The sequence below is a fragment of the Micromonospora sp. CA-240977 genome (genome assembly GCF_050942285.1).
In the GTDB taxonomy this organism is placed as follows: Bacteria; Actinomycetota; Actinomycetes; order Mycobacteriales; family Micromonosporaceae; genus Micromonospora.
Map to the genome: position 1 here is coordinate 925,392 of NZ_CP192055.1, position 22,896 is coordinate 948,287.

The 22,896-nt window shown below is 72.0% G+C and carries 20 protein-coding genes; 8 read left to right on the forward strand and 12 right to left on the reverse strand.

The window, feature by feature from the left end; translation table 11 throughout:
- Positions 1 to 5 precede the first annotated feature (5 nt).
- The 6 genes from ACQPWW_RS04475 to deoC form a co-directional block, all read right to left on the reverse strand.
- Complete coding sequence (locus ACQPWW_RS04475) at positions 6 to 1,259, reverse strand: cytochrome ubiquinol oxidase subunit I (RefSeq protein WP_433129392.1); 1,254 nt, start codon at positions 1,257 to 1,259, stop codon at positions 6 to 8.
- Positions 1,260 to 1,589: 330 nt separating this feature from the next.
- A complete protein-coding gene (locus ACQPWW_RS04480) occupies positions 1,590 to 2,495 on the reverse strand; it encodes a M56 family metallopeptidase (RefSeq protein ID WP_433129393.1) in 906 nt (301 codons plus the stop codon).
- A gap of 8 nt (positions 2,496 to 2,503) precedes the next feature.
- Entirely contained in the window at positions 2,504 to 3,010 is a 507-nt protein-coding gene (locus ACQPWW_RS04485; protein WP_433129395.1) for a BlaI/MecI/CopY family transcriptional regulator, read from the reverse strand.
- Positions 3,011 to 3,401: 391 nt separating this feature from the next.
- The gene (locus ACQPWW_RS04490) at positions 3,402 to 4,226 is read right to left on the reverse strand and encodes an aldehyde dehydrogenase family protein (RefSeq protein ID WP_433129397.1); all 825 of its coding nucleotides are present in this window, start codon (positions 4,224 to 4,226) and stop codon (positions 3,402 to 3,404) included.
- Positions 4,219 to 5,649, reverse strand: coding sequence for an aldehyde dehydrogenase family protein (locus tag ACQPWW_RS04495; protein ID WP_433129399.1), 1,431 nt, complete (start codon positions 5,647 to 5,649; stop codon positions 4,219 to 4,221). The genes ACQPWW_RS04490 and ACQPWW_RS04495 overlap by 8 nt, the downstream gene beginning before the upstream one ends.
- Positions 5,650 to 5,655: 6 nt before the next feature.
- The gene (gene deoC, locus ACQPWW_RS04500) at positions 5,656 to 6,615 is read right to left on the reverse strand and encodes a deoxyribose-phosphate aldolase (RefSeq protein WP_433129401.1); all 960 of its coding nucleotides are present in this window, start codon (positions 6,613 to 6,615) and stop codon (positions 5,656 to 5,658) included.
- Between the two features lie 126 nt (positions 6,616 to 6,741).
- On the opposite strand from deoC, the gene upp reads away from it, so the two are divergent.
- Entirely contained in the window at positions 6,742 to 7,374 is a 633-nt protein-coding gene (gene upp / locus ACQPWW_RS04505; RefSeq protein ID WP_433129403.1) for a uracil phosphoribosyltransferase, read from the forward strand.
- 73 nt (positions 7,375 to 7,447) lie between these two features.
- Positions 7,448 to 8,125 (forward strand): GOLPH3/VPS74 family protein, encoded by a 678-nt coding sequence (locus ACQPWW_RS04510; RefSeq protein ID WP_433129405.1) that lies wholly within the window; start codon positions 7,448 to 7,450, stop codon positions 8,123 to 8,125.
- Positions 8,126 to 8,199: 74 nt separating this feature from the next.
- Here ACQPWW_RS04510 and ACQPWW_RS04515 read toward each other — a convergent pair whose 3' ends face one another.
- Complete coding sequence (locus tag ACQPWW_RS04515; protein ID WP_433129407.1) at positions 8,200 to 9,879, reverse strand: phospho-sugar mutase; 1,680 nt, start codon at positions 9,877 to 9,879, stop codon at positions 8,200 to 8,202.
- A 47-nt stretch (positions 9,880 to 9,926) separates the two neighbouring features.
- Positions 9,927 to 11,990, reverse strand: coding sequence for a serine/threonine-protein kinase (locus ACQPWW_RS04520; protein ID WP_433129409.1), 2,064 nt, complete (start codon positions 11,988 to 11,990; stop codon positions 9,927 to 9,929).
- Positions 11,991 to 12,196: 206 nt separating this feature from the next.
- Between ACQPWW_RS04520 and ACQPWW_RS04525 the strand changes: the two genes are divergently transcribed.
- Positions 12,197 to 13,780 carry an acyl-CoA mutase large subunit family protein gene (locus ACQPWW_RS04525; protein WP_433129410.1) on the forward strand — a complete coding sequence of 528 codons (1,584 nt, stop codon included), beginning with the start codon at positions 12,197 to 12,199 and terminating at the stop codon, positions 13,778 to 13,780.
- A 443-nt stretch (positions 13,781 to 14,223) separates the two neighbouring features.
- Positions 14,224 to 15,483 carry an amidohydrolase gene (locus ACQPWW_RS04530; RefSeq protein WP_433129412.1) on the forward strand — a complete coding sequence of 420 codons (1,260 nt, stop codon included), beginning with the start codon at positions 14,224 to 14,226 and terminating at the stop codon, positions 15,481 to 15,483.
- On the opposite strand, the gene ACQPWW_RS04535 is transcribed toward ACQPWW_RS04530, so the two are convergent.
- Positions 15,440 to 16,417, reverse strand: coding sequence for a DUF4349 domain-containing protein (locus ACQPWW_RS04535; protein WP_433129414.1), 978 nt, complete (start codon positions 16,415 to 16,417; stop codon positions 15,440 to 15,442). The genes ACQPWW_RS04530 and ACQPWW_RS04535 overlap by 44 nt on opposite strands.
- Positions 16,418 to 16,529: 112 nt before the next feature.
- On the opposite strand from ACQPWW_RS04535, the gene ACQPWW_RS04540 reads away from it, so the two are divergent.
- The 3 genes from ACQPWW_RS04540 (at position 16,530) to ACQPWW_RS04550 (ending at position 19,010) form a co-directional block, all read left to right on the forward strand.
- Positions 16,530 to 17,162 (forward strand): MBL fold metallo-hydrolase, encoded by a 633-nt coding sequence (locus ACQPWW_RS04540; protein ID WP_433129416.1) that lies wholly within the window; start codon positions 16,530 to 16,532, stop codon positions 17,160 to 17,162.
- 4 nt (positions 17,163 to 17,166) lie between these two features.
- Positions 17,167 to 18,162: a hypothetical protein gene (locus tag ACQPWW_RS04545; protein WP_433129418.1), complete on the forward strand. Its 996-nt coding sequence runs from the start codon at positions 17,167 to 17,169 to the stop codon at positions 18,160 to 18,162.
- A 104-nt stretch (positions 18,163 to 18,266) separates the two neighbouring features.
- Positions 18,267 to 19,010, forward strand: a complete 744-nt coding sequence (locus ACQPWW_RS04550; protein ID WP_433129420.1) for an SCO6745 family protein — start codon at positions 18,267 to 18,269, stop codon at positions 19,008 to 19,010.
- 75 nt (positions 19,011 to 19,085) lie between these two features.
- Here ACQPWW_RS04550 and ACQPWW_RS04555 read toward each other — a convergent pair whose 3' ends face one another.
- Positions 19,086 to 19,541 carry a gamma-glutamylcyclotransferase gene (locus ACQPWW_RS04555; RefSeq protein ID WP_112588201.1) on the reverse strand — a complete coding sequence of 152 codons (456 nt, stop codon included), beginning with the start codon at positions 19,539 to 19,541 and terminating at the stop codon, positions 19,086 to 19,088.
- A 106-nt stretch (positions 19,542 to 19,647) separates the two neighbouring features.
- On the opposite strand from ACQPWW_RS04555, the gene ACQPWW_RS04560 reads away from it, so the two are divergent.
- Complete coding sequence (locus ACQPWW_RS04560; protein WP_433129422.1) at positions 19,648 to 21,051, forward strand: NAD(P)H-quinone dehydrogenase; 1,404 nt, start codon at positions 19,648 to 19,650, stop codon at positions 21,049 to 21,051.
- A gap of 40 nt (positions 21,052 to 21,091) precedes the next feature.
- Here the strand turns inward: ACQPWW_RS04560 and ACQPWW_RS04565 are convergent, their stop codons facing one another.
- Both ACQPWW_RS04565 and ACQPWW_RS04570 read right to left on the reverse strand, forming a co-directional pair.
- Entirely contained in the window at positions 21,092 to 21,733 is a 642-nt protein-coding gene (locus tag ACQPWW_RS04565; RefSeq protein ID WP_433129424.1) for a DUF998 domain-containing protein, read from the reverse strand.
- 105 nt (positions 21,734 to 21,838) lie between these two features.
- On the reverse strand, positions 21,839 to 22,462 hold the full coding sequence (locus ACQPWW_RS04570) for a DedA family protein (RefSeq protein WP_433129426.1): 624 nt from the start codon (positions 22,460 to 22,462) through the stop codon (positions 21,839 to 21,841).
- Positions 22,463 to 22,896: the final 434 nt, after the last annotated feature.

The following is a 22,896-nucleotide window of genomic DNA, read 5'->3' on the forward strand; positions in this document are numbered from 1 at the left end:
GATCCTCAGACGAGCGCGGGTTCGGGACGGGCCGGCTCGTCGGGTGGCGTCGGCGGGCGGCCGAGCGCCGGGTCGAGCGCGCCACGTTTCGCGTGCCGCGCGAGCAGCGTCCAGTTGGTGACGGCGAGGGCGCCCAGCAGTAGGCTGAAGCCGACAAGCGAGGCCAGCATCACCGGGGCACCGACCGGGGAGATCGCCTGCTCGGTGGGGAGCAGCCCGTACGCCACCCAGGGTTGCCGGCCGACCTCCCGGGAGATCCAGCCGAGGATCACCGCGACGAACGGCAGCGGCAGGGCCAGCAGGACCAGCCAGAGCGGGAAGCGCAACCGGATGATCCAGTCGCGGAAGAGCAGGGGCAGCAGCAACCAGACGCAGCCGAGAGTGAGACCGGTGAGGATCATGAAGCCGAGCCCGACGCTGGCCAGCACCGGCGGGGTGTAGTCGCCGGGGCCGAACCGTGTCGTCCACTCGGTGATCAGCGCCTGGGCCTCCGGGCCCCCGCCGCCGAACTTGGTCGGCTGCACGCTCCCGACCGGGCCGAACTGGGCGAAACCGAAGCCCTGCACCAGGCTGATCGCCACCGCCGAGGTGACCAGGCCGATCCGCAGCGAGGTGCGGAAGAGCGCGAAGTCAGGGGTACGCCGGATCAGGTGCCACGCGCTGACCGCCGCCATCAGCATCCCGCCGATCAGCAACGCGGCCGACACCACGTGCCCGAACGCCATCCCGAGGGTGGGGTTGGTGAGGAGCGCGCCGAAGTCGGTGAGGTGGGCGATCCCGTCGCGGACCTCGTATCCGACCGGGTTCTGCAACCAGGAGTTCGCCACCATGATCCAGAACGCCGAGGCGTACGCGGTGATCGCCACGCCCCACAGCAGCGCCAGGTGGACACCCTTGCCGAGCCGGTGCCAGCCGAAGATCCACATCCCGAGGAACGTGGACTCCAGGAAGAACGCCACGAGCGTCTCGATCGCCAGCGGCGCGCCGAAGACGTTGCCGACGTAGCGCGACAGGCCACTCCAGTTCAGCCCGAACTGGAACTCCATCACGATGCCGGTGGCGATCCCGAGCACGTAATTGATCACGTAGAGCTGGCCCCAGTAACGGGTCAGCCGCTCCCACTTCGGATTGCCGGTCAGCACCCAGGCGGTCTGCATCCCGACCAGCAGGGTGACCAGCCCGAGCGTGACGACCACGAACAAGAAGTGGATCGAGGTGGTGGTGGCGAACTGCAGGCGGGCGAGGAGCAGCGTGTCCATGGCCGGCTCTCCGTAGTGTTGGCTCCCTTGTCGTAGCCACCCTACACGTAGTTTCTCTACATGTCTGACTACTACGCACTGTCGTAAAGAAGTCTACGACAGTGCGTAGTAGTTGCGGGTGTGGCGGGGGTCGCGCAGGCCGCGCTGGGCGCGCAGGTCGCGCTGACAGCGCAAGATCGCGCTCGATCCTGGATGTAGTGGCCTCGCCAGCGGTGGGATGCCACTTGATCCTGGATCGAGCACGATCTTGAGATCGGGAGGCGGACGTGGCGCGCACGGGTGCGCGTCCGGGAGTCGGGCGTTGCGCGGGCCGCGGTGGGGGCGTCCGGGTCAGCTCAGGAAGAGGGTGACCGGGAGGGCGAGCAGCGTGGTGGCGACAGCGAGGGCGGTGGCGCCGAGCACGCGCGGCGGCCGGTCGCTGACCAGGAGACGCTGGACCCGTACGTCAAGATCGCGGTCGCCCATGCCCAGCGCGCCCGCCGGGGTGATGCGGTGACCAGCGGCGGCGAATCGGCGTAGCGCTCCCGCCAACGGCGCCTCGGCGTGCAGCTCACGGGCCTTGTCGTCGGCCCGCATCTCGACCAGCAGGGCGACCCGCTCGTGGGCGTCGCGGACCCAGGCGAACCACGGCAGTGCGCGGCACAGCGCGGTGAAGGGCAACAGCACCAGGTCGTGCCGCTCGTGGGCATGCGCGCGCTCGTGGCTGAGCACGGCGGCCAGTTCGGCCCGATCCAGCAGACTCAGCGTGCCGGCGCTGACCACCACCTGCGGCTTCACCCCCGGCAGGCAGTACGCGGCGGCGCTCGGATGATCCAGCACCAGCGCGCCGGGCGCGGCCGGATCGTCCCGGGCGACAAGGGAGAGCAGGTCCCGGTGCCGGCGCTGGGCGCGTACGGTGCCGTGGATGCTGCGCACGGTCGTGGTGACCAGCACCGCGCCGATGCCGAAGCCCACTCCGACGCCGGCGAGGTGGAAGGTGCTCATCCCGGCCGGCAGGGTGCCGTGGCCGAGGTCGTTGGCGAGGGCGAGCAGCGCACTTCCGGTCGGCAGGGCGTACGTGCTCAACCCGAGCGCCATCGGCAGGCCCATCGCGGAGAGGCCCAGCGCCAACCCGACGGCCTGCCAGCAGATGATCGCCACTCGGGGGCTGCGCCACGTCCAGGTGGAGCGGGCCAGCACCTGGGCCGTCAGATAGCAGGCCAGCATGGTGGCGGCGAAGTGCACGGCGTAGGCCATGGCGCGCCCTACCGCTCCGCTGCCTCGCCGGCAGGCCGCCGGCCTGTCGGCCCGTCCACCTGATCGGTCAGTTCGGCGCCCGACCCGGCCCGGCTCGGCCCGCCTGGCCTGGCGGCACCCGTGCCACCGGCGGTGGTGTCCGGCCCGGTCAGGCCGGCCTCGCTGCCGAGCGCCGCGCGCAGCACCTCGGCCTCGGTGCCGGTGACCGAGCGGGCGAAGCGCACAAGCGCGGCGTCCCGGCTGCCGCCCAGGTCGAGGGCGTCGAGCATGAGCTGGGCGATGTGCGCCTCGCGGCTGGCCGCCGGCCGGTAACGCCAGGCCCGACCTTCGCGCTCGCGCTGCACCATGCCCTTGCCGGCGAGTCGGTCCAGCACTGTCATCACCGTCGTGTACGCCAGCTCGCGGCCATCGAGCGCGTCGGCCACCTCCCGCACGGTCACACCATCCGACGTGCCGGGAACCACGTCCCACAACACGTCCATCACCGCACGCTCAAGATCGCCCAACCGAGTCACCGCCCAATCCTACCCCCGGTAGTAGACCCCACCCCACCCCACCAGGTCGATCATGAGGTTGACCGCCCCCGAAGAGACCGATCCTCCCGCCAAGCTCATGATCACCGGCGCCTTGGCGACGCAAGATCCGCACAAGAACAGGGATGTTGCTGCCTCCGGCGCTCCGGAGGCAGCAACATCCGAGAAGTTGCGCAGATCTAGGCCGCGCCGCCGGCCCCGCCGATCGCATCGCTGACCGGCGACTCGGCGTCGGGCAGGACCCGCAAGTTGACCCACCCGACGATCCCGGCCCACGTCAGGTTTTCCGGGGGAGCCCGCCCACGCAGGGATCAAGCCTGACCGCCCGGAGTGGCCGGGCTCCCCCGGAAAACCAAGAGGCCGAGAAACGCGATCACACCCCCTTGGGGTGCCAGACCGTCTTCGTCTCCAGCAGGACGGTCATCCGGGCCAGACCCGGGTCGGCCGACCAGTCGTGGTCGGCCGGGGCGGGGCGGAGCACCCGCTTGAGGTTCTCCGCGGCCTTGACCTCGAGGTCGGTGGCGAGTGCGGTGTCGGTCACCCCGGTCAGGTCGATGGCGTTGACGTCCATGTGGGCAGCCAGCGTCGGCGCCGTCTCGGTGATCGCGCCGGTGAGGATGTTGACCACCCCGCCGGGCAGGTCGGAGGTGGCCAGCACCTCGGCCAGCGTCACCGCCGCCAGTGGCTCCGAGGGCGACGCCGCCACCACCACCGTGTTGCCGCTGACGATCGCCGGTGCGATGACGCTGACCAGGCCGAGCAGCGCCGGTCGTTCCGGGGCGACCACGGCGACCACGCCGGTCGGCTCCGGGGCGGAGAGGTTGAAGTACGGGCCGGCGACCGGGTTGGCGCCGCCGTACACCTGGGCGAGTTTGTCGGCCCAGCCGGCGTACCAGACCCAGCGGTCCACCGCGGCGTCCACCTCGTCGCCGGGGATGCCCAGGGCGACGAACTGTTCGCGGCGGCCCTCCAGCATCTCGGCGGCCCGGTAGAGGATCTGACCCCGGTTGTACGCTGTCGCGCCGGCCCAGCCCTTCACGGCGGCGCGGGCGGCGACCACCGCGTCCCGGGCGTCCTTGCGGGAGGCCAGTGACACATTCGAGGACTGCACGAGATACGACCGTCCCGACTCGCTGCGCGGGAACTTCCCGCCGATGAAGAGCTTGTACGTCTTGCGTACCGCGACCCGCTCAGACATTGAGGTAGCCCTCCAGCCCGTGCCGGCCGCCCTCGCGACCGTAACCCGACTCCTTGTAGCCACCGAACGGCGAGGTGGGGTCGAACTTGTTGAACGTGTTGGCCCACACCACGCCGGCGCGCAGCCGGTCGGCCATCCACAGGATCCGGGAGCCCTTGTCGGTCCAGATCCCCGCCGACAGCCCGTACGGCGTGTTGTTGGCCTTTTCCACGGCCTCGGCCGGGGTGCGGAAGGTGAGCACCGACAGCACCGGGCCGAAGATCTCCTCGCGGGCGATGCGGTGTGCCTGGGTGACGCCGGTGAAGATCGTCGGCGCGAACCAGAAGCCGCGGTCGGGCAGGTCGCACGGCGGTGACCAGCGTTCGGCGCCTTCGGCGGAGCCGGCGTCGGACAGCTCGCGGATCCGCTCCAGCTGGGCGGCGGAGTTGATCGCGCCGACGTCGGTGTTCTTGTCCAGTGGGTCGCCGACCCGGAGTTGGGCCATCCGCCGCTTCAGCGACTCCAGTACGCGGTCGGCCACGTTCTCCTGGACCAGCAGCCGGGAGCCGGCGCAGCAGACGTGCCCCTGGTTGAAGAAGATGCCGTTGACGATGCCCTCGACGGCCTGGTCGATGGGGGCGTCGTCGAAGACGATGTTGGCAGCCTTGCCACCTAGCTCCAGGGTGAGCTTCTTGGGGGTGCCGGCGACGGACCGGGCGATGGCCCGGCCGACCTCGGTGGAGCCGGTGAAGGCGACCTTGTCGACGCCGGGGTGCTCGACCAGGGCGCGGCCGGTGTCGCCGGCCCCGGTGACGATGTTGACAACGCCGGCCGGCAGGTCGGCCTGCTGGCAGATCTCGGCGAAGAGCAGCGCGGTCAGCGGGGTGGTCTCGGCCGGCTTCAGCACCACCGTGTTGCCCGCGGCGAGCGCCGGGGCGATCTTCCATGCCAGCATGAGCAGCGGGAAGTTCCACGGGATGACCTGCGCGGCGACGCCGATCGGCCGCGGGTTGGCACCGAAACCGGCGTGCTCCAGCTTGTCGGCCCAGCCGGCGTAGTAGAAGAAGTGCGCGGCGACCAGCGGCAGGTCGACGTCGCGGGACTCGCGGATCGGCTTGCCGTTGTCGAGGGATTCGAGGACGGCCAGCTCGCGGGAGCGTTCCTGGATGAGCCGGGCGATCCGGTACAGGTACTTGGCCCGGTCCCGGCCCGACATCGGACCCCAGACCTTGTCGTACGCCGTGCGGGCGGCGCGCACCGCGCGCTCCACGTCGGCCGCGCCGGCCTCGGCGATCTCGGCCAGCACCTCCTCGGAGGCGGGGTTGATCGACTTGAAGCTGCCGCCGTCGGTCGGGTCGACGAACGTGCCGTCGATGAACAGCCCGTACGAGGGCTTGAGGTCCACCACCGAGCGGGACTCGGGGGCGGGGGCGTATTCGAACATCGGCTATCAGTCCAGGGTGAAGTAGTCGGGACCGGAGTAGGTGCCGGTCGTCAGCTTGGTGCGCTGCATCAGCAGGTCGTTGAGCAGGCTGGACGCGCCGAAGCGGAACCAGTCCGGGTCGAGCCAGTCCGGGCCGACGGTCTCGTTGACCATCACCAGGTACTTGATGGCGTCCTTGGTGGTCTTGATGCCACCGGCGGGCTTCACGCCCACCTGCCGCCCGGTCGCCTCGCGGAAGTCGCGGACCGCTTCCAGCATCACCAGGCTCACCGGCATCGTCGCCGCGATCGGGACCTTGCCGGTGGAGGTCTTGATGAAGTCGCCGCCGGCCAGCATGGCCAGCCAGGAGGCCCGCCGGACGTTGTCGTAGGTGGCCAGCTCGCCGGTCTCCAGGATCACCTTGAGGTGGGCGTCCCCAGAGGCTTCCTTGGTGGCCACGATCTCGTCGTAGACCTCCTTGTACCGCCCGGCCAGGAACGCGCCCCGGTTGATCACCATGTCGATCTCGTCGGCGCCGGCGGCCACGGCGGCCCGGGTGTCGGCGAGTTTGATCTCCAGCGGCGCCTGGCCCGACGGGAAGGCGGTCGCCACGCTGGCCAGGTGGACGGAGGATCCGCGCAGCACCTCGGCGACGTACGGGACCATCGCCGGGTAGACGCAGACCGCGCCGACGTGCGGGCAGGACGGGTCGGCCGGGTCGGGGCGCAGCGCCTTCGCGGCGAGCGCGCGTACCTTGCCCGGGGTGTCCGCCCCCTCCAGGGTGGTCAGGTCGACCATCCGGATCGCCAGGTCGATCGCCTGGGCCTTGGCGGTGGTCTTGATGGATCGGGTGCCGAGCTGTGCCGCCCGTTGCTCCGCGCCGACCTGGTCCACGCCCGGTAGGCCGTGCAGGAAGGTCCGCAGAGCGGTCTCGGATCGTCCCAGCTCGGAGAGCTCCGACCGGGCCGACGTCGTTGTCGCCGTCATGCCCGGAAGTCTACGCACCGGAAGGCCACGTGATCTTGCGCACAGCGGGCCGGCGGACGTGAGCGGTGTCGCTGGTCCGACCGCACCCGCACCGGCCCGCCGTACGGACCGGTAGGTTGAGCGATCGTGGACGTACACGTCATTGACCACCCGCTGGCCCAGTCGAGACTGACCGCCATGCGGGACGCGCGCACCGATTCCTCGACGTTCCGGGCCGCGCTGCACGAACTGACCACCATGCTGGTGTACGAGGCGGCGCGCACCTTCCCCGTCGAGCGGTACCCGGTGCAGACGCCGGTCACCGGCACCGAGGGCACCCGGCTGGCCAACCCGCCGCTGCTGGTCCCGGTGCTGCGAGCCGGCCTGGGCATGGCGAACGCCGCGCTCGGCCTGCTGCCGGAGTCCTCGATGGGCTTCGTCGGCCTGGCCCGCGACGAGGAGACCTACGAGCCACGCGCGTACATGGAGTCGTTGCCCCGCGATCTGGCCGGGCTGCCGGTGCTGGTGCTGGACCCGATGCTGGCCACCGGTGGCTCGCTGGAGCACTCCTGTCGACTGCTGGCCGACCGTGGCTGCACCGACATCACGGTGCTCTGCGTGCTCGCCGCGCCGGTCGGCATCGAGCGGCTGGAACGCTCCGGTCTGCCGCTGCGCCTGGTCACGGCCTCGATCGACGAGGGGCTCAACGACCGCATGTTCATCGTCCCCGGGCTCGGGGACGCCGGCGACCGCCAGTTCGGCGGGATGCCCCGGTTCTGAGGGCGGCACCCGGTCGGCGCCGGGTCGGGCGGGTCCGTGCGCGTTGGTGCCGGACCCGCTACCGTCTCCGGCCATGACTGGTGTTGCGCTCGCCGAGGAGCTGCTGCTCCTCGCCTACGACGACACGACCGGCAAGGCGACGATGCCGCGAATCAGCCTGGACCTGGGCATGGCCGCCGCGGTGCTGGTCGAGCTCGCCCTGGCCGGCCGGATCGCGTACGACAACGGATCGTTGGCGGTTATCGACCCGACGCCCACCGGGGAGCCGGTCGCCGACGAGGTGTTGGGCCGGGTCGCGGCCGACACCCCGCACAGCCCGGCTTCCTGGGTGCAGCGCCTGCGGCACGGCCTGCGGGACCGGATTCTCGGCGACCTGTGCAGCCAGGGCGTGGTCCGCGACGTCGACGAGACCGAGTTGGGCTTCATCCACGTGCACCGCTACCCGGTCGTCGACGCCTCGGTGGAGGCGGAGACCCGGCAGCGGCTGGCCGAGGCGCTGACCGGCGCGGCGGCCCCGGACGAGCGGACCGCCGCGCTGGCCACCCTGGTCGCGGTGCTGCGGATGGAGTCCGCGCTCGGGGTCAGCGGTGAGACCGCCGCCGACGCGCGTCGCCGGCTGACGGAGATCGCCACCGGCGCCGGCTTCTCCGGCGAGGTGAGCACCGACGACTCGGTGGTCCGTCCCTCGGTCGGCCTGGTCGTGGCCGCCCTGGGCCGGGCCGTCGACCAGGCCCTCGGTCCTCGTCGCTGACCCCGCGCCGCGCTCTTCCCCGAGGGGCGGGCCGCCGGGGCTCCCCGGCGGCCCGCCCCCGAGCGGCCCGCCGGTCAGAGCCCCAGAGCCACGGCGATCTCGTCGCGCAGGGCGGCGACAGCCTGCGCCGCCCGGCCGCGGGCTGTGGGGACGTCACCGTCCACCACCGGCTCCACCACCTCGAGGTACGCCTTGAGCTTCGGCTCGGTCCCGGACGGGCGGATCACCACCCGGGCCACAGCGGTCCGCAGGATCACCACGTCCGCCTCGGGCAGCAGGTCCCGGACGCTGTCGACCGGCTGCCCGAGCAGGGTGGTCGGGGTGGCCGCCCGGATCCGGGCCATCGCGTCGGTGATCACCCGCAGGTCGTCCACCCGGGCGGAGAGCTGGTCGGTGTGGTGCACGCCGAACTCGGCGGCCAACTCGTCCAGCCGGTCGATCAACGTACGACCCTGCGTCTGGAGCCCGGCGGCCAGCTCGGCCACTGTCAGCGCGGCGGTGATGCCGTCCTTGTCCCGGACGTGCTCCGGGGCGACGCAGTAGCCGAGCGCCTCCTCGTAGCCGAAGACCAGCGGCGCGCTGCCACCGCCGGCCCGCACGATCCACTTGAAGCCGGTGAGCGTCTCGTCGTAGGGCAGGCCCCGGGCCGCGCACATCGCGCGCAGCAGTGACGACGAGACGATGGTGGTGGCGTAGAGCCCGGTCACCCCACGGCGCATCAGGTGGTCGGCGAGCAGGACGCCCACCTCGTCGCCGCGCAGCATCCGCCAGGTCTGCCCGCCGTCGCCCGCGCGTTCCCGGACGACCACCGCGCACCGGTCGGCGTCCGGGTCGTTGGCGATGGCGAGGTCCGCGCCTGTGGAGTCGGCAAGCGCGATCAACCGGTCCACCGCCCCCGGCTCCTCCGGGTTGGGGAACGACACGGTCGGAAACGCCGGGTCCGGCTCGGCCTGGTCGGGCACCACGCCGGGCACCGGGAAACCGGCGTTGGCGAAGGCGGCGGTGAGCACCGCGGCGCCCACCCCGTGCAGCGGGGTGTACGCCACGGTCAGGTCCCGCGGCCCGTCCGGGTCGATCACGGCGGTGGCCCGTTCCACGTACGAGGCGACCAGGTCGTCACCGAGCACCTGCCCGGGTGGGCCCAGCGGCACCTGGGTCAGCGGGCCGACCGCCCGGATGGCCGCCTCGATGCCGGCGTCGGCGGGCGGGACGATCTGCGCGCCGGCACCCAGCTCACCGCCCAGCTCCGCGCCGAGGTAGACCTTGTAGCCGTTGTCCTGGGGCGGGTTGTGGCTGGCGGTGACCATCACTCCGGCAACCCCGCCGAGGTGGCGCACCGCGTACGCCAGCACCGGGGTGGGCAGTGGGCGGGGCAGCAGCAGCGCCGGCCGGCCCGCGCCGGTGGCCACCTGGGCGGTGCGCTCGGCGAACTGCCGGGAGCCGTGCCGAGCGTCGTACCCGATCACCAGGGGGCCGGTGCCGCCCTGGGCCGCGAGCCAGCCGACCAGGCCGGCAGCGGCCTGCGTGACCACTGCGAGGTTCATGCCGTTCGGGCCGGCGCGCAGCGGGCCGCGCAGGCCCGCCGTGCCGAAGGTCAGCGGGCCGGCGAACCGGTCGGCAAGCTCCGGGGCGCTCGCCGGCAGTTGGTCGAGCACCGCCGTCAGCTCGTCCCGGCTGGCCGGGTCGGGGTCGTCGGCCAGCCAACGCCGGGCTTGCTCGCGAATGTCGTCGATGTCAGTGGTGTCCGCCGCCATGCCCCTTGATAGCACGGCGGCGGATCACCGCTGTCGGTTCCCTCGGCTCAGCCTTCACCGGTGAGCTGGAACGTCCTGACCATCTCGTCGAAGATCGGCTTGCTCTCCGCGAACTTGGCGTCCGTCGCGGTGAGGTAGAACGAGTACGCCTTGCCGCCCTCGGCCACGCCACGCCAGACGCCGTGCCGCATGACGTCGCCCTCGCCGCAGGTGTATTCGAATTCGGCGGCCGGCTTGCTGGCCAGCTCGGTCTGGGCGGCGTTCACCTGCTGGTACGGCTTGACGCAGGAGGTGCTCCTGGTCTTGAGACCGTTCTCCGCCGTCTCCGCCCAGCGGTTGGAGTCGCTTGACCACTTCTCGGTGATGATGCGGACCTTGCGGCCGCTGTCCTCCGGGTCGATGTAGTCGGTGTACGAGCCGCCGGTGGCCTTCTTCCAGCCCTTCGGCACCATGACCTGGATGCCGCGGGCCGCGTGCTCCTGCATCTCGACGGTGGGAGCCGCCGGGGCGGACGCGGTGGGCTGCGCCGCCGGGGTGTTCGGCGGCGGGTCGTCGCCGCTGGACAGGGCCACCACGGTGAGCAGCAGCACGACCGCCAACCCGCCGGCGGCGGCGAGCTGCATCCTGCGGGGCCAGCCCTTGACCGTGCTGACGAGCTGACCACCGGTGGCGCGGACCTTGCCGAGAGCGCCGCCGCCGCCCGCGGCGGCGGGCGAGGTGGCCCAGGGCTGGCCGGTGCCGGGCACCGACCACTGGTTGCCGCCCCCGTAGGTGCCGCCGATGCGCTGGGTGGCCTCCGGCGCGCCCCCGTATCCGACCTGCTGGGTGGCATCGGCCGGGCTGCCGTAGCTGACCCGCTGGGTGGCGTCCGGGTGCGCGCCGGCGTCCACCCGCTGAGTGGTGTCGGCGCTGCCACCGTAGGTGCGCCCGGATTGCGGTTGGCCGGGGCCGGGCATCGCGCCGGTGGGCGTGTGCAGTGGGCCGGACAACGCGTCGGCGCTGGTCTCGTCGAACCCGGTGGCACTGGCCGGGGCTGCCGGCTGGGGGCGCTCGCCGCGGCGCAGCGCGGCCAGCCGGTCGGTCAGGGACTCGCCCGGGGCCAGCATCGCCTTGCCACCGATCTGGTTGTCCGGCTTCGGCTCCGGCGGGGGCGGCGGGAGGACGGGCACCGGGCGTTGCTGCACCGGCACCACCGCGTACGGGTCGGTGACCGAGTGCACAGCGGTCGCGGTGCTGCCGAGCGGGCCGGCGAGCAACTCGCGCAACATGGCCCGGGAGGTGTGCACGTCCAGCCGGCGCGCCGGGTCCTTCTCCAGCAGGCCCATCAGCACGCGGGTCAGCGGGCCGCTGCGCTGCGGCGGGGCCGGGGGGTCCTCGACCACGGCGTGCATGGTCTCGATCGGGTCACCCTTGTCGAACGGGGGTCGCCCCTCCACCGCCGTGTAGAGCGTCACACCCAGCGAGAAGAGGTCGCTCGGCGGACCGAACTCCTGGCCCATGGCCCGCTCGGGCGAGATGAAGTGCGGCGAGCCCAGCACCATGCCGGGGGTGGTGAGCTGCACGTCGGTGGGCATCCGGGCGACCCCGAAGTCGGTGAGCACGCACCGCCCGTCGGTGCAGATCAGCACGTTTGCCGGTTTGACGTCGCGGTGCAGCACGCCGATCGCGTGCGCCACCTCCAGCGCGCCGAGCAGCGCTATGCCGATCTTGGCGACGGCGCGGGGCGCGACCGGCCCGTCCTCGATCACCATGTCGGCGAGGCTGCGGGCGTCCAGCAGCTCCATCACGATCCACGGCCGACCGGCCTCGGTGACCACGTCGTACACCTGCACCACCGCCGGGTGCTGGATGGCGGCGGCGGCCCGCGCCTCGCGCAGGGTGCGTTCGTACATGGCGTCACGGTCGCTGGGGGCCAGCCCCGGAGGCAGGACGACCTCCTTCACCGCCACGTCGCGGCGCAGCAGGGTGTCTGTGGCACGCCACACCGTGCCCATGCCGCCGTTGCCCACCGAGGACCGCAGCGAGTACCGGTCACCGATGGTGGTGCCGGGTGCTGCGCGGCCGTTGGCGGGACTGACGGGTCCGCCGCTCCACGTCGGGATCTGAGTCACAGAAAAGCCACCGGGGGAAATCGAGGGGGGCTGGGACACAACCCCCCTATCTTGCTGGTTCCGACGCCCGATGCGAAAGCCGACGCGACGGACGTTTATCGAAGTCGACAGAAAGTGCCCCGTCGTTCACCTCCTGTCGACGGCTCGGGACGGGCTGTGCGGTATCCCTCACCCGACGACATGCCCAGGCGTCCTACCATCCGGGGATGAACGAACGGCGGTCAAGCGAGTCCGGTTTTCCGATCAAGGGCGTCTACACGGGCGCGGACCTTCCGGAGGATCTGGACTCCCGGCTGGGCGCCCCCGGCGAGTTTCCGTACACCCGGGGGGTGTACCCCACCATGTACACCTCCCGTCCGTGGACCATGCGCCAGTACGCCGGCTTCGGCACCGCCACCGAGTCCAACGCGCGGTACCACCAGTTGTTGCGGGCTGGCACGATGGGCCTCTCGGTCGCGTTCGACCTGCCGACCCAGATGGGCTACGACTCCGACGAGCCGATCGCGCACGGCGAGGTCGGCAAGGTGGGCGTCGCCATCGACTCCATCGAGGACATGCGGCTGCTCTTCGCCGACATCCCGCTGGACAAGGTCTCCACCTCGATGACCATCAACGCGCCCGGCTCGGTGCTGCTGCTGCTCTACCAACTCGTCGCCGAGGAGAACGGGGTGCCCGGCGCGGCGCTCAACGGCACGATCCAGAACGACATCCTCAAGGAGTACATCGCCCGGGGCACGTACATCTTCCCGCCGAAGCCGTCGCTGCGACTGGTCGCCGACACGTTCGCGTACTGCCGCAAGGAGGTGCCGAAGTGGAACACCATTTCCATCTCCGGCTACCACATGGCCGAGGCCGGCGCGACGCCCGCGCAGGAGATCGCGTTCACCCTGGCCAACGGCGTCGAGTACGTGCGGGCGGCACTGGCCGCCGGGCTCGCGGTGGACGACTTCGCGCCCCGGCTGTCGTTCTTCTTCGTAGCCCGCACCACACTGCTGGAGGAGGTCGCGAAGTTCCGCGCCGCCCGCCGGATCTGGGCCCGACTGATGCACGACGACTTCGGCGCGAAGGATCCGAAGTCGATGATGCTGCGGTTCCACACCCAGACCGCGGGCGTGCAGCTCACCGCGCAGCAGCCCGAGGTGAACCTGGTCCGGGTGGCGGTGCAGGGGCTGGGCGCGGTGCTCGGCGGCACGCAGTCGCTGCACACCAACAGCTTCGACGAGGCGATCGCGCTGCCCACCGAGAAGGCGGCCCGGCTCGCGCTGCGTACCCAGCAGGTGCTGGCGTACGAGACCGACCTGACCGCCACCGTCGACCCGTTCGCCGGGTCGTACGTGGTGGAGGCGATGACCGCCGAGATCGAGGCCGCCGCGCTCGAGTTGATGGAGCGGGTGGCCGATCACGGCTCGGCGGTGGACGCGATCGAGGCCGGGTTCCAGAAGCGGGAGATCGAGCAGTCCGCGTACCGGATCGCGCAGGAGATCGACTCGGGCGAGCGGGTGGTGGTCGGGCTCAACCGGTTCACGGTGGACGAGGAGGAGCCGTACGAGCCGCTGCGCGTCGACCCGACGATCGAGGCGGCTCAGGCCGAGCGGCTGGCGCGGTTGCGCTCCGAGCGGGACGGTGCGGCCGTGACGCGGGCCCTCGCCGATCTGCGGGCCGCCGCGGAGGGCTCGGACAACGTGCTCTACCCGATGAAGGAGGCGCTGCGGGCCCGGGCCACAGTGGGTGAGGTCTGCGGGACGCTGCGCGAGGTGTGGGGGCTGTACCGGCCCACCGATCGCTTCTGAGCGTCCCGCTCGCGAACGCGGTGTCCGTCGCGCCGGGCGGGTACCGGATCCGAGGAGCGCGGACGCACACGGTGTGCGCCCGTGGCGGACGGCGCCATGTGAGCGTCCCTATCCGGCTCGTTGCGGAGTGTGGTCGGCTAATTGTCGGAGTGTCAGTTCATCACCCCGACTAATGCGACAATTTGCACCAGGATCCGCGCGCGTTCCGCGGGATTCGGAGCCGCCGCGATCGGTTACGCGTTGTAGGAGGTGAGGGGCGGATGTCGGCGTTCGATAGCGATCTACCTGCTGTCCCACACATCTCCGAGCGCTCCGAACAGGGCATACCTGACGCTGCGCGGTCTGATCATTACCGTAACGAGGTTGCGCAGCGTCACCGTCGGAGGTCTAGGCTGTCTGCTGTCCCCGATGATCCATCCACTTCTAGTGATCGAGAATTCGACGTGACGAGTGCGTTGACGCTGCCCACGGGTGGCCAGCTGGCGTCGTCCTGGCTGGAGACGCCGCCAGGCTCCCAGCCGCTGCCCCGCGAACTGGACCACCTCCTCGCCCTCCGGGTACCGGGGCTGATCGCTACGCGCCGTCACCTCCACTCGCACCCTGAGCTGTCCGGCACCGAGTTCGAGACGGCCGCCCTGATCGCCCGGGAGCTCTCGCTGGCCGGGCTCAACCCGCGCCTGCTGCCCAAGGGCAACGGCGTGATCTGCGACGTCAACGGCCGGCCGGACGGCCCCGTGGTCGCGCTGCGGGCCGACATCGACGCCCTGCCCCTCGACGACCCCAAGGACGTGCCCTACCGGTCGACGGTGGAGGGCGTCTGCCACGCCTGCGGGCACGACGTGCACACCTCGATCCTGCTCGGCGTCGGCATGCTGCTGGCCCAACTCGCCGACCTCGGTGAGCTGGACGGGCGGGTCCGGCTCATCTTCCAGCCGGCCGAGGAGATCCTGCCCTGCGGCTCGCTGGAGGTCATCGAGGCCGGCGGCCTGGACGACGTCGTGCAGATCTTCGCGCTGCACTGCGACCCGAACCTGCCGGTGGGGCAGGTCGGCCTGCGGGTCGGCCCGATCACCGCGGCCGCCGACAACGTCACCGTCCGGCTGTCCGGCCCGGGAGGGCACACCGCCCGACCGCACCTGACCGTCGACCTGGTCGACGCGCTCGGCCGGTTGGTCACCGAGGTGCCCGCCCTGGTCAGCCGCCGGGTGCCGGCCAACAGTGGCCTGCTGCTGGTCTTCGGCCACGCCTCGGCCGGCACCCGCTACAACGTCATCCCCTCCGAGGCGAGCGCCTCCGGCACCCTGCGGGTGATGGACCGCGACACGTGGGAGCAGGCGCCCAAGATCGTCGCTCAGGTGGTCCGGGACGTGATCGCGCCGACCGGCGCCACCGTCGACCTGGAATACCTGCGCGGCCGGCCGCCGGTGTGCAACGACTCCCGGGCCATCCAGGTGTTGACGGCGGCCACCGCCGCCGCGCTCGGTCCGGAGGGGATCGCCGAGACACCGCAGAGCATGGGCGGCGAGGACTTCTCCTGGTACCTGGAGTACGTCCCCGGCGCCCTCGCCCGGCTCGGCGTGGGCCGCTCGGGTCCCAACGTCGACCTGCACCGGGCGAGCTTCGACGTGGACGAGCGGGCCATCCCCGCCGGCGTCCGCGTCATGGTGCAGACCGCGCTGCGGGCACTGGCGGCGGCGCGCTGACCGGAGCGGTCGGGATCGGGGTCCTCTTCCGTCGGCGCAGCACGAGCAGCAGCGCCGCCGCCGGTACGCCGAGTGCCACAAGCCACGGCAGCAGCGCCCCCAGCACGGTGAGCAGGACGGTCAACGAGGCGACGAACGCCTTCCACCCGCCCCTGAGCCCGACCAGGAAGCCGGTCTCGGCCTTCGGCTCGACGACCTTGGCCGCCGGCCCGACCAGAGCCACGGTGATCGTGGAGAGCGCGGTCAGATCGGCAAGTCGCCGTTTCTTGGCCTCCAACGACGCCAGGTCGGCCTCGCGGCGCCCCAGTTCGTTCTCCAACGACACCAGGTCGGTGATCGAGGTGGCGCGGGCCAGCAACCGTCGGGCACTCTCCACCCTGGCCTGCTGAGTGGTGATCCGCGCGTCGAGGTCGACGATCGCCTCGGTGGCGTCCTCGGTGCTGATCTCCCGACTCTGCTGAACGCCGAGCTTCGCGATCTCGTCCACCACGCCGGTGAACTTCGCGGCCGGCACCCGCAACTGCAACTCGGCCACCGCGTCGGCACCGGCACTGCGCCGCTGATCTCCACCGATGAAGCCACCGGAGCGGGTGGCAAGCGCGCTCACGTCGCGGGCGGCGGCGTCCACATCGCCCACCTGCACCCGCATCGAGCCGGTGTAGATGATGGCCCGCTGGTCGACGCGCAGGTCCGGCGCGCCGGTGCCGGCCTCCTGGGGCGCCCCGGCCCCGCCCTGCTGCGGTTCCCCGGCCTTGGCCGCCTCGGGTACGCCTTTCGCGTTGTCCCGCGCGGCGTCGCCGTTCGCCGCCGGGGCTTCGGCCGCCGTGTCCGCCGACCCGCTGTCGCTGCCCCCGCAGCCGGTCAGCGCGAGCGCCGCCGCCAGTGCCGTCACCGCCAGCAGTCTGCCGCGGCGTCGTACCACCTGTCCGTCCATCCCCGCTCCTCGTTGTCGTCCGGTGTGGCGATAGCTCGGACGCGGCGCACACGTCGGCTGGTTCCGGCAGACTGCGCTGAGGACATCACGATTCGATAATCGAGGAGTCACGATGCGGCTCACCAAGTACGCCCACTCCTGCCTCCGGGTGGAACACGACGGGGGAGTGCTCGTCGTCGATCCCGGTGTGTTCAGCGACTCCGCGACGGCGTTGGACGGCGCGGACGCGGTGCTCATCACCCACAAGCACCCCGATCACCTCGACCTGGCCGCGGTGCGCCGGCAGCTCGACCGGCAGCCGTTCGCCATCCACGGGCCCGCCTCGCTCGCCGAGACCCTGGACGACGCGGCCGAGGTGTTGCACCCGGTCACCCCCGGTGAGTCGTTCACCGCCGCCGGGGTCGCCGTCCGGGCGTACGGGGGGCAACACGCGGTGATCCACCCCGACATCCCGGTGGTGGACAACCTCGGGTACCTGATCAACGACGTGGTCTATCACCCGGGTGACTCCCTGGTGGTGCCCGACGAGACACCCGTCGACACGCTCTTCGCCCCGATCCACGCCCCCTGGTCGAAGTTCTCCGAGGTGCTCGACTTCATCCGCGCGGTCGCGCCCCGGCGGGCGTACGCAATGCACGACGGCCTGCTCAACGACAACGGTCTGGGCGTGCTGAACGGGCAGTACGCCGCCATGTCCGGCACCGAGTACCAGCGGCTGGAGCCCGGTAGCCGGGTGGACGTCTGACCCGATGCCCGGCCCCTCAGCGGAGCTGGTGCAGCAGCTCTACCGCATCCCACCGGACCGGTTCGTGGCCGCCCGGGACGCCGCCGTGGCCGACGCCCGCCGTGCCGGCGACCAGGCCACCGCCCGGCAGTTGGCCCGGCTCCGTCGCCCGACGGTGGCGGCCTGGCTGGTGAACCTGCTCGCCATCCAACGCCCGGAGCTGGTCGCCGACCTGGTCCAGCTCGCCGACGCGCTGCGGACGGCCCAGCGGGAGCTGCGCGGCCCCCGGCTGCGGGAGTTGTCAGCGCAGCGGCGGGCGGTGGTCGGCGCCCTGGTCGCCGAGGTCCGCAAGCTCGCGGCGGCGGAGCCGGACGCGCCACCGGCCGGTCGGCTGCCCCTGGCCGAGGTGGAGTCGACACTGAACGCGGCGTTCTCCGACGTCGACGTCGCCGAGCAGGTCCGGGCGGGCCGCCTGCTCCGGGCGGCCAGCTACGCCGGCTTCGGCGAGGTGCCCCGGCCGCAGCTGAGGCTGGTCACCGGCGACGAGGAGGAGCCGGAGGAGGCACGCCCGGCCCGCCGACCGGCTGCCCAGCGGGGGCGTCCCGAGGCAACCTCCCGCACGGACCGGGCAACCTCCCGCCCGGACCGGGCCGCGGAGCGCGCCGAGCAGGCCGCGCAGCGGGCCGCCCGTGCCGAGCGGGCCCGGCAGCGCCGCGCCCTGGACCGGGAGCTGGCCAAGGCCCGGACCGATCAGCAGCGCGCGGAGGCCGAGCTGACCGAGGCGGCCGGGCAGGAGCGCGACGGTGCCGCAGTACTCGATGGAATCGAGGCCGAACTGGCCGAGCTGGAGCGACGGCGGGCGGTCGCCGAGCAGGATCTCAGCCGGGCCAAGCTCGCTCGGCGGGCCGCCGAGCGGGCGGTCACCGTGGCACGGCGGCGCGCGGGCGAGGTGGAGGCCGCGGTCGAGGCGTTGGCGGCCGAAGAGGGGGATGCGGACGCGGGCGGTGGCGCGGCAGACTGACAATCGATGGACGACGACGAGTGCGCGGGCCGTCCAGGGCGGGTGATCCCGGATCGGGGCCTCGTCGTGGTCGACGGATCGGGCTGCCCGAGCGGGTCGCTCGGATGACACCGGAGCAGGTCGCTGCCGCCAGCAAGCCGGTAGTGCTCGACCTCGGCGACGCGTTCGCCCGGGACCCGGCCACGTTGCGCCGTGCCCGGCTGCTCGGCATCTCCGGCTGGGCGTTCTACATCAGTGGCCGGGCTGGGGCGCTCGGCGACGTGCGGGCCGAGACGGCCGCCGCGGCGCTCGGGTTCATCGCCCCGGACGCGGTCGCCGACGGGTGGGACGCCGCCGCCCGGGTCGTCCCGCCGGTCGAGGTGGCGGCAGCGAGCCTCGCCGAGTGCTGCCGTTGGGGCGCGCAGCAGCTTGACGCCCGGCCCGCCACCGAGCGCCTGGCGGTGCTCGTCGAGCAGGCGGTGGTGGCGGCGGACGCCAGCGCCATGCCGCTCTTCGCCGCGTGGCGGGCAATGCCGCTGCCGGATCTCTCGCCGGGGGCCCGCACCGCCGCCGGGCTGCGACTGCTCCGGGAACACTTCACCGGCGCCTACCTGCTTGCGGTACGCGCCGCCGGAATGACCCCGCTGGAGGCCGTGCTGGCCGGGCCGGAGGGGGAGGCCGGGGCGGTGGCCTGCGGTTGGCCGCCGCCCTATTCGCCGATCGGGCCGTTGGTGCGCCGGCGACTCTGGGCGGAGGCGGTGACCAACCGTCTCGTCGCGCCGGCGTTCACGGCCCTCGGCCCGGCTGCCGGCGCCGAGCTTGTCGAGTTGCTGCACCGCACCCGGGCCGACCTCGCCGCCGGTGTGTGATTGACGACCCGGCTCGCACCCGATCCGTGGTCCGGTCGGCGGCGGTAGCACACTGGGGAGGTGCGATACGCGCTGCTACGCCGACGCGGTGCCGGTGGGGCGGGCCCGCAACTCGGTGACGTAGTCGTCCGGGGCGCCCGCCTTCTCGGCGGCGTTGGCGATCTCGGAGAGATACCAGGACGTCGGCAGGCCGCCCTCGTACCCGTTGAAGACGTAGATCCACGCGGTCACGTCGCCGTCGAGGGTGGAGACCCGGACGTGCAGCTTGCGGTACGTGCCGGCGGTCACTCCCTCGATCTCGTCGAGCTGGCCCGCGTCGTACGGGTGGATGTCGTAGAGCGCCACGAAGACCCGGTCGCCGGGCGACTCGACAAGGGTGCTCACCGCGCCCTCCCAGCCGATCACGTCGGCCCCGGCGAAGGTCAGCCGCCAGCCTTCCAGCCAGCCGGTGCCCACCATCGGCGAATGCGGACAGTAGGCACGCATCCGGGCAGGGTCGAGATTTGAGCCGTAGGCGGCGTGATGACGCACGGCGATGACGATAGCCCGGCTGACGGGTGAGGGAGAATACGACAGTGCGTGTCGAATGCGCTCGGGAGAACAAAGTCACTGTGAGCACTGACGAAGGGCGAACGCTGTGAGCCGGATCGTGATCATCGGTGGGGGGCCGGCCGGGTACGAGGCGGCGCTGGTCGCCGCCCAGCTGGACGCCGATGTCACGGTGGTGGAGGCCGACGGCGCCGGTGGGGCCTGCGTGCTCTCCGACTGCGTACCGTCGAAGACCTTCATCGCCAGCTCCGGGGTGGTCACCGGTTACCGGGACACCGAGGAGTTCGGGGTGCACTCGGACGGCCTGGAGGCGGTCACCGTCGACGCGCGGGCCGTGCACGAGCGGGTCAAGCGGCTGGCGTTGGCGCAGTCCGCCGACATCCACGCCAAGCTGCTCAAGGCCGGGGTAACCGTCGTGGCCGGCACCGCCCGGCTCGGCGAGGACGCCCTCGGGCACACCCACCGGGTCGTCGTGACCCCCGCGGACGGCGGCGAGGAATACTCCATCGCGGCGACCACAGTGCTGGTGGCCACCGGCTCGACACCCCGCCAGTTGCCCACCGCCGTACCGGACGGTGAGCGCATCCTGACCTGGCGTCAGGTGTACGACCTGCCGGAGCTGCCCGAGCACCTGATCGTTGTCGGCTCCGGTGTCACCGGCGCGGAGTTCGCCAGCGCGTACCTGGCCATGGGGGTCCAGGTCACCCTGGTGTCCAGCCGGGACCGGGTGATGCCGCACGAGGACGCCGACGCCGCGTCCGCCATCGAGCGGGTGTTCCGCAACCGGGGCATGGAGATCCTCAACAACTCCCGGGCCGACGCGGTCCGGCGTACCGCCGACGGCGTCGAGGTGGAGCTTTCCGACGGCCGCCGGGTCACCGGCTCGCACGCGCTGATCACTGTCGGATCGATCCCGAACACGGCGAACCTGGGCCTTACCGAGTACGGCGTAGAGCTGGGCCGGGGCGGCTACGTGACTGTCGACCGGGTGTCCCGGACCAACGTGCCGGGCATCTACGCCGCCGGTGACTGCACCGGGGTGCTGCTGCTGGCCAGCGTCGCCGCCATGCAGGGTCGGATCGCCATGTGGCACGCGCTCGGCGAGGCGGTGCGCCCGCTGCGGCTGCGTACCGTGGCGGCGAACGTCTTCACCGATCCGGAACTGGCCACCGTGGGTGTCTCGCAGGACGAGGTGGACGCGGGCAAGGTGCCGGCCCGGCAGGTGATGCTGCCGCTCTCCGGCAACGCCCGGGCGAAGATGGACGATCTCTCCGACGGCTTCGTGAAGTTGTTCTGCCGGCCGGCCAGCGGTCAGGTGATCGGCGGGGTGGTGGTCGCGCCGAAGGCCAGCGAGCTGATCCTGCCCATCACCATGGCGGTGGAGAACAACCTCACAGTCAACGAGTTGGCGCAGACCATCACCATCTACCCGAGCCTCTCCGGCTCGATCACCGAAGCGGCCCGCCAGCTGATGCTGCACGAGCTGGAGTGACCGCCCCTTCCTCGTCGATCATGGAGTTGTGGTGGGCGGCTCACGCCGTGACGCCCTTCTCGTGGGGCACCACCACTCCATGATCGGCTACGGCGCGGGTCTGGGTCAGCGCGACGATTGCCAGCACTGCCACCTCGGTGAGGATGAGTAACCGTTCGGCCAGGCCGATCAGCACCCGGTCGCCGGGGTAGGCGGACCAGACCATCGCCGTCGCCAGGCTCAGGCTCAGCAGGACGAGGGTGCGGAGCATGCGGGCGGCCGGCTCCAGATCGGGCCGGCGGGCGAGCAGCCAACCGGCCGCCGGCAGTGCCAGAAAGGCGACCACCGAGGCGTACCGGTGCACATAGGCCGCCGTGGTCATGGCGGTACCCGGCTCGTTCGTCGGCACCACCGCGGCCAGCAGCAGCCCGGTCGCCCACGCGCCGAGCAGCAGCTCGGCCGCACGGCCGGGCCGCGCCGGTGCGGCGCGACGCAGCCCGTAGAGCAGCGCCACAGTGGCGAGCGCCAGCACCACCATCGCGACGTCGATGACCCCGCCCCGGTCGGAGACCGCGAAGTCGCTGATGGTCAACGCCCACGGGTTGAGGTCGTCGTTGACTTCCAGGTGACCGATAACGGTGAGCAGCGCCGCCAGGGCGATCCCGCCGAGGGCCAGCAGACCGGTGTTCCGGGTTCCAGACATGTCTCAGCCTGTCGCCGTGCGGACCCGAGCCGAATCGGGGAAGCCCACCGACATCGCCCCGAAAAACCACCCCTAGAGGTACGCCAGTCGCGGAGGCGGCGACACTCAGTCGATGGGGATGTCGACTACGGCGGCGGCGGCGCGGGCGTGGCGGGCGCTGACCACCGTCATCGCCCATCCCGCCGCGGCGAAGCCGGCAGCGGCGGCGCTGGCGATGATGACCAGTCGCCACGCCGACTCGGTGAGCGCGGTGCCGCCGAGGTGCCCGACCAGCGCGCCGTAGGTGGCCCAGCCCAGCGCGGCCACTGCCTCGTAGAGCACGAACAGCCGGTACGGGTAACGGCTGCGGCCGGCCGAGAAGCAGGCCGCCATCCGGCCGCCGGGAACGAACCGGCAGAGCAGGATGACAAGCGGTCCGGGTTGTCGGAGCCCCTGGGTGACCCGGCTGGCCATCCGACGGGCCCGGCTCGGCTCGGCGTGCCGGGGCGACCGCCGGTCCGGCGCGACCCGCCCGAGCAGGTAGCAGGCCAGGTCACCAGCGAAGACACCGAGTGCGCCGACGGCGATGGTGACCGGCAGGTTGAGCCCGCCGTAGACGGTGAGCGCACCACTGGTGATCATGATGATCTGGGTGGGTATCACCGGAACGAAGGCGTCCGCGATCAGCAGAGCGAGCAGCACCAGGTACGCCCACGTCGGCGATGCGACGTCAGTCAGAAGTTCGGGCACGCCTGCCACCTCGCCGGATGCGGCCGATTGGGTGTCTTGAGCCTGACTGCGTGTCCGGCGTCACCGAGGACAGGCCCGGCCCGTCGTGACGGTCGACACGACAGGGGCCACTCAGGTGCAACGAGGCCAACCGGTCTCGGGTGACGGGTTCCCTGCCCGTCCCACCCGTCCGGTACCGGTCGGCGGATCGGCGTACGTCGGCGTACCGTTGACGGGCGCGGCCCACGCCCGTCGGGTCCCCCGTTCCTGACGATTTCGGGCCGCCAGGGCCGCCGGCGGGTCCCGCGCCGGCGGCCCACCTCCTCGCTCGCCGCCGCAAATCCGGGTGCGGCCCCGGTTGCCCGCCGAGTACGGTCGCCGTATGCGCAGCGCGGTAGTGGTGACCACGACGCCGGGAATCCCCGGCGCGCCGCTCTGACGTAACCACCGTCGAC